6 protein-coding genes are annotated in these 3820 nt (G+C 69.4%); 5 read left to right on the top strand and 1 reads right to left on the bottom strand.

Annotation, left to right across the window (positions count from 1 at the left end):
* The first annotated feature begins 338 nt into the window (after nucleotides 1-338).
* Both SGA01_RS40535 and SGA01_RS40530 read left to right on the top strand, forming a co-directional pair.
* Nucleotides 339-677 carry a MerR family transcriptional regulator gene (locus SGA01_RS40535; protein WP_141303418.1) on the top strand — a complete coding sequence of 113 codons (339 nt, stop codon included), beginning with the start codon at nucleotides 339-341 and terminating at the stop codon, nucleotides 675-677.
* Nucleotides 678-928: 251 nt separating this feature from the next.
* Nucleotides 929-1132 (top strand): cold-shock protein, encoded by a 204-nt coding sequence (locus SGA01_RS40530; protein ID WP_123545149.1) that lies wholly within the window; start codon nucleotides 929-931, stop codon nucleotides 1130-1132.
* Nucleotides 1133-1363: 231 nt separating this feature from the next.
* On the opposite strand, the gene SGA01_RS40525 is transcribed toward SGA01_RS40530, so the two are convergent.
* Nucleotides 1364-2023, bottom strand: coding sequence for an HSP18 transcriptional regulator (locus SGA01_RS40525; protein ID WP_141303416.1), 660 nt, complete (start codon nucleotides 2021-2023; stop codon nucleotides 1364-1366).
* Nucleotides 2024-2151: 128 nt separating this feature from the next.
* On the opposite strand from SGA01_RS40525, the gene SGA01_RS40520 reads away from it, so the two are divergent.
* From SGA01_RS40520 to SGA01_RS40510, 3 genes are all read left to right on the top strand, one after another.
* A complete protein-coding gene (locus SGA01_RS40520; protein ID WP_141303414.1) occupies nucleotides 2152-2586 on the top strand; it encodes an Hsp20/alpha crystallin family protein in 435 nt (144 codons plus the stop codon).
* A gap of 95 nt (nucleotides 2587-2681) precedes the next feature.
* Entirely contained in the window at nucleotides 2682-3077 is a 396-nt protein-coding gene (locus SGA01_RS40515; RefSeq protein WP_141303412.1) for a DUF2267 domain-containing protein, read from the top strand.
* Nucleotides 3078-3130: 53 nt separating this feature from the next.
* On the top strand, nucleotides 3131-3577 hold the full coding sequence (locus SGA01_RS40510; RefSeq protein WP_141303410.1) for a DUF2267 domain-containing protein: 447 nt from the start codon (nucleotides 3131-3133) through the stop codon (nucleotides 3575-3577).
* Nucleotides 3578-3820: the final 243 nt, after the last annotated feature.

Below are 3820 nucleotides of genomic sequence, written 5' to 3'. Positions count from 1 at the left end.
GCAGTGAGTGCAGTCCCCGCAGTTCGCAGTATCTCCCGTTTGGTAAGCAGTTGATCACCGAGGGAAGAACGGAGGAGTTGAGGCGCCATCAGGATCGCCCGGGCGGAAGCCTTGAGCCCGGGTACCGCAGGACATCGATAGAAGGTGGTCTCCGGTCAAGCAACCGCGATCCCCGCACTCCCGGCAGCATCTCGGTCGGGTCGGCGGAAACAGTAGGTCGGCGCAGGACTAGGGCCGGCAGATGGTGTAGCAGTTCCTTCGGGGCCCTGGTGTCGTACGCACCAGGGCCCCTCCAGGCGTTCCGACCTCTTTCCCTACCTGTTTCGCAGTGAGGTGCGATGACAGCAGACGATTCGCTCGGCCGTCTCGACGACGACAGCTACCCCGCCTACACGATGGGCCGGGCCGCCGAGATGCTCGGCACCACCCAGGGCTTTCTCCGCGCCATCGGCGAAGCCCGCCTCATCACCCCACTCCGCCCCGAGGACGGCCATCGCCGCTACTCCCGCTCCCCATTGCGGATCGCCGCCCGCGCCCGCGAACTCGTCGACCACGGCACCCCCATCGAGGCGGCCTGCCGGATCGTGATGCTCGAAGTCCGACTCGAAGAAGCGCAGCGCGTCAACGCCGAGTACCGTCGCGCAGCGGCCGAGGTGCATCCACGGACAGCGGCCTGAGGTGGGCGCGCCGGCCGGTCTCGGCGGGCACGCCCAACCCGTGCCTGTCAGAGTCGTCACGTGTGCTCGCCCCCCTCTGGTAACAGCCTGTTGTCGGCGTGTAGCGTCTGCGTCAGCTGTCGTGGTTCGGAAGTTCCCCTGCCCATGCCTTCGGCGTGGGTTTTTTGCTGTGCTGTGCCGCAGGGACCAGGGCGATCACCTCCGCCTTCCGCATGGAGCGGGAGGCGTTCATCGACTGGAAGGCATGAGACATGGCTACGGGAACTGTGAAGTGGTTCAACGCGGAGAAGGGCTTCGGCTTCATCGCCCAGGACGGCGGCGGCCCGGACGTCTTCGCCCACTACTCGGCGATCAACTCCACGGGCTTTCGTGAGCTCCAAGAGGGCCAGGCCGTGACGTTCGACGTCACCCAGGGCCAGAAGGGCCCCCAGGCGGAGAACATCAACCCGGCCTGACCTTCACCACCCGCGGACACCGAGACCGACGCCTAAGGCTGCCCCTTGCAGCCCGTACCGCTCGACCCGGACAGCGGACGCCTGCGATGCCGGCGGGATCCGACGCGTACCGAAAGGGCCGCGCAGCTGTTGCTGCGCGGCCCTGATCTGTGTCCAGGCCGGGACCCGACCAGGCGCCCCGCATGCTCGAACGGATGCGCGGGTTCGGTCGGTGCGGTTCGCATTCCGGGGTCAGGTGCTGCGCCGGTCGCGGCTGTCCTGGCGGAGGTGGTCGGCGTGTCGGGTCATGGCGTCGAGGTGATCGACGAGAGCCGAGTCCTCGGGGCGCAGGTGAGGCCGGGCGTCGGTCAGGGGGCCCACGAGACGGGCTGCGTCGTTGTCGGCTAGGGCCCGGTTCAGTTCGCCGACGGCCACCGCGGCGGCGTCGGGAAGGTCGGTGAGGGCGGTGATCTGGCCGGCGAGCCGGCGCAGGTCGGCCGCGTTGCCACGGGCCCAGGCCGTGACGGCGCGGTCTGAGGCACGTGTGTCGCGGGTGGCCTGGACGCGTTCCTCGCCGGTGCTTCCGGCCGTGCCGGGGCGCAGGCGCAGGTAGCGGCGTTCGGCGGCCTGGCGGCTCGCGACCCCGAGGGGTCCGGCGAGGTCGGCCCAGCTCGCGCCCTGGCCCCGGGCTGTTTCGATCAGGCCGCTCTCCCAGCCGGCGAGCTGTTCACGGACCTCGCGCAGCATCAGCAGCGCGGCCAGAGCCGGGTGCGGGCCCGCGTCCGTCGGCTCGGTCGGGGGCGTTCCGGCAGAGGAACGCTGCGCGTGCCTCACGGCCTGGTCGATGGCCCGCAAGGCCGTCGCCGCAGCGGGGAAAGGGACCGGCGCGGCCGGCTGGCTGGCTTGTCTCATGACACTCTCCGCGGCTTGTCATCCTCCAGATGACTTCTTACTTGTCGTCGTTTCGATGACATGTTACAACCGAAGCACGTAGAAGCGCATTGGCAGTTCCTGCCTGAACCAACTGGAGGTGTTTCGCGATGTTGATGCGCACTGACCCGTTCCGCGAGATGGACCGGATCGTCCAGCAGCTGTCGGGTGCGTCTGGCACGTGGTCGAAGCCGGCCGTGATGCCGATGGACGCCTACCGGCAGGGCGACGTGTACGTGATCGCCTTCGACCTCCCCGGCGTGAGCACCGAGGCGATCGACATCGACGTCGAGCGGAACATGCTGACGGTGAAGGCCGAGCGCAGGCCCGCGGGGAAGTCCGACGGCGTGCAGATGGAACTCTCCGAGCGGCCCCTGGGCGCCTTCTCCCGCCAGATCATGCTCGCCGACACCCTCGACGCCGAGCACATCGACGCCGACTACGACGCGGGCGTTCTGACCCTGCGGATCCCGATCTCCGAGCGCGCCAAGCCGCGGAAGATCCGCATCGGCGGCGAATCCGGCCGCAAGCAGATCTCCGGCTGATCGGCCCCACCGCGGCGGAGGACGGGGAACCGTTCCCCTCCGGCACCCCGTCCTCCGCGCCCCTCGCCCCTTCACCCCTCCCCGGAGGTGACGTGATGTCGATACGCAGGGAGACGTTCCTGGCCCACGTCCAGGAACGCGGCGAGTACCCGACCCTGCCGGAGGCCGAACGGGCGGCCCGCGTCGTCCTGGCCCTACTGGGCGCGCACCTGGTCGGCACCGTGCGGGCCGAGCTCGCCGCCCGGCTCCCCGAGACGTACGCCCTGATCCTCCTCAATCCCCTGCAGGCCGCCGAACCGCTCTCACCCGAACGCTTCGTCCGCGCGACCGCGGCCTGGATCGAGGGCGCCACCGAGAAGACAGCTCTGTGGGACATCGGCGCGGTCCTCAGCACCGTGGCCGCCGCGGCGGGTGACGTCCTCATGAGCGAGGTCCTGCTCCAGCTCCCGCCCGGCTACGACCTCCTCTTCGGCCACCCTCAGCCCACCTGACCGGCGCGACGGCCGGAACTCGAACCTTCGAAGAGAAAGGCAACCGCAGCACCATGTACGACCAGCCTCGACCGGACCGGCCCACCCCCGCCATGACGTTCGACCAGGTGCTGGAACGCGTCCGCTACGAGGGCGCCTACCCCACCCGCGAACGCGCGGAAGAAGCCGTCCGCACCGTTCTTGCCGCGCTCGGCAGGCAGGTCACCGGCGACGAACGCGTCGACCTCGCCCAGTGCCTGCCCGTCGAAGCCGCCCTCACCCTGACCGCCCAGATCCCCGATATCGAGCAGCTCACCGGCTGGGGCTTCGTCAAGGACCTGGCCGCACGAACCGGCGTGAGCCCGGCCATCGCCCGCTGGGACACCGGCGCCGTACTCGCCACCGTCACCGCGCTCGCCGGACCCGACCTCCTTGCCCGCGTCCTCCAGCGACTCCCCGACGACTACGCACTCCTCTTCGGACAGGCGCAACTGCGCCGGCCTCAGCGCGCCGCCGCCTGACTGGAGCAAATGGTGACGCTCGGGGCGAATCTCGCGCCTGAGGTGTTCGGAAGAGGCCAGACGCTGCCACAGCGGGTCGGGAAGGTAGGGACGGTGGCGCCGCGGGCAGCCCATTCCTCGGCGAGCTGCGTGTACGGGGGGCGCCCTGGTCCGGGGTATTCATCACGTTCGTCAAAACGATTCCTCCATCCCGCCATGCGAAAATCTATGACGGCTGGAGTAGACATTGCATGGTGGCGTGGC

Origin of the sequence: Streptomyces gardneri (genome assembly GCF_006539185.1) — a bacterium.
GTDB lineage: Bacteria > Actinomycetota > Actinomycetes > Streptomycetales > Streptomycetaceae > Streptomyces > Streptomyces gardneri.
Note: the sequence above shows the minus strand (reverse complement) of the source record. Positions and strands in the feature narration are given on the sequence as shown.

What these genes read in the sequence shown, in the direction of transcription:
- SGA01_RS40535 (WP_141303418.1), top strand. Translation starts at nt 339, where the DNA reads ATGACAGCAGACGATTCGCTCGGCCGTCTCGACGACGACAGCTACCCC.
- SGA01_RS40530 (WP_123545149.1), top strand. Translation starts at nt 929, where the DNA reads ATGGCTACGGGAACTGTGAAGTGGTTCAACGCGGAGAAGGGCTTCGGC.
- SGA01_RS40525 (WP_141303416.1), bottom strand. Translation starts at nt 2,023, where the DNA reads ATGAGACAAGCCAGCCAGCCGGCCGCGCCGGTCCCTTTCCCCGCTGCG.
- SGA01_RS40520 (WP_141303414.1), top strand. Translation starts at nt 2,152, where the DNA reads ATGTTGATGCGCACTGACCCGTTCCGCGAGATGGACCGGATCGTCCAG.
- SGA01_RS40515 (WP_141303412.1), top strand. Translation starts at nt 2,682, where the DNA reads ATGTCGATACGCAGGGAGACGTTCCTGGCCCACGTCCAGGAACGCGGC.
- SGA01_RS40510 (WP_141303410.1), top strand. Translation starts at nt 3,131, where the DNA reads ATGTACGACCAGCCTCGACCGGACCGGCCCACCCCCGCCATGACGTTC.